Origin of the sequence: Pseudomonas kielensis, from assembly GCF_014236655.1 — a bacterium.
Classification (GTDB): domain Bacteria; phylum Pseudomonadota; class Gammaproteobacteria; order Pseudomonadales; family Pseudomonadaceae; genus Aquipseudomonas; species Aquipseudomonas kielensis.
Genome location: NZ_JACMYG010000084.1, coordinates 1 through 1,217 on the forward strand (window position 1 = coordinate 1; position 1,217 = coordinate 1,217).

The 1,217-nt window shown below is 55.0% G+C and carries 1 protein-coding gene; it reads left to right on the top strand.

Annotated elements, in window-relative coordinates; translation table 11 throughout:
- A partial coding sequence (locus H7995_RS28085; protein ID WP_185819323.1) for an IS110 family RNA-guided transposase occupies positions 1-966 on the top strand: 966 nt, incomplete at its 5' end.
- Positions 967-1,217 lie beyond the last annotated feature (251 nt).

Below are 1,217 nucleotides of genomic sequence, written 5' to 3' on the forward strand. Positions count from 1 at the left end.
TTTTTTGCCATCATGCCGCAACGTCTGATCGGTATGGAGGCCTGTGGAAGCGCCCACCATTGGGCTCGCAAGTTGCGCAGCTTGGGTCACGATGTGAGGCTGATGGCCCCGCAATTCGTAAAGCCATACGTGAAAACGAACAAAAACGATGTAGCTGATGCTGAGGCTATCTGCGAAGCGGTGGGTCGGCCAAACATGCGTTTTGTGCCGATCAAGGACATTGAGCAACAGGCCGTGCTGTCGCTGCATCGGGTTCGTCAAGGATTCGTGAAGGCGCGGACAGCGCAAGCTAATCAGATCCGTGGGCTGCTAGCCGAATTTGGTCTTATAATCCCACAGGGCATCGCACATATCGCCAAGCGCGTACCGGAGTTTATTGAGGATGAGCGCAATGAGTTGCCGAGCTCGTTTCGTCTGCTTGTGCAGCGTCTACTGGAACAATTGAAGGGGTTCGATCATCAGGTTCATGAGATTGAGAATCAAATTGTCGCCTGGCATCGGGCAAACGAAAACAGCCGAAAGCTGGCCAAAATGCCCGGCATCGGGCCGATCACAGCCAGTGCGATGGTAGCCTCTCTTTGCGATGCCAAGAGTTTCAAGAATGGCCGACAGGTGAGAGCTTGGCTTGGGCTTGGGCTTGGGCTTGGGCTGGTGCCGAAGCAGAATTCCACTGGAGGTAAGACGGTGCTGTTGGGGATGAGTAAGCGGGGGGACTCCTATTTACGGACGCTACTGATCCAAGGGGCGCGGTCGATGATCTTCGCAGCACAGCGAAAAGAGATCTCTGGCAGCTGGCTTGGCCGGCGACTTAAGCGGCATAACGCCAATGTGGCAGCCGTTACACTGGCTAATAAAAACGCCCGAATTATATGGGCCTTGTTGGCCGGTGACCGCGAGTTCCGCTCCGATTACACGACCGTCGTCGCGGAATCGAAGCGGCTTGAAGACGTCAACGTAACCCTGTAGCGGACTAACTCTAATGATTGCTCAGGTGATCATGAATTGATGGCAAAACTGGTAAGACCGTGGCCAAGAAAATCTGACCCGCACAGCGTGCCCTGAGCACACGGATCTATTGAGAACTCGGCCAGCGGATTCCATCAGGGACAGCGGCAACGCCGCACCGAAAGTCCGGATGTATGAGTGCAATCTCTACCATCGAGCTGTCACAGATTGAAAGCTTGGCAACCAGGGGGCGTCCATGTATGTGCGGGGGG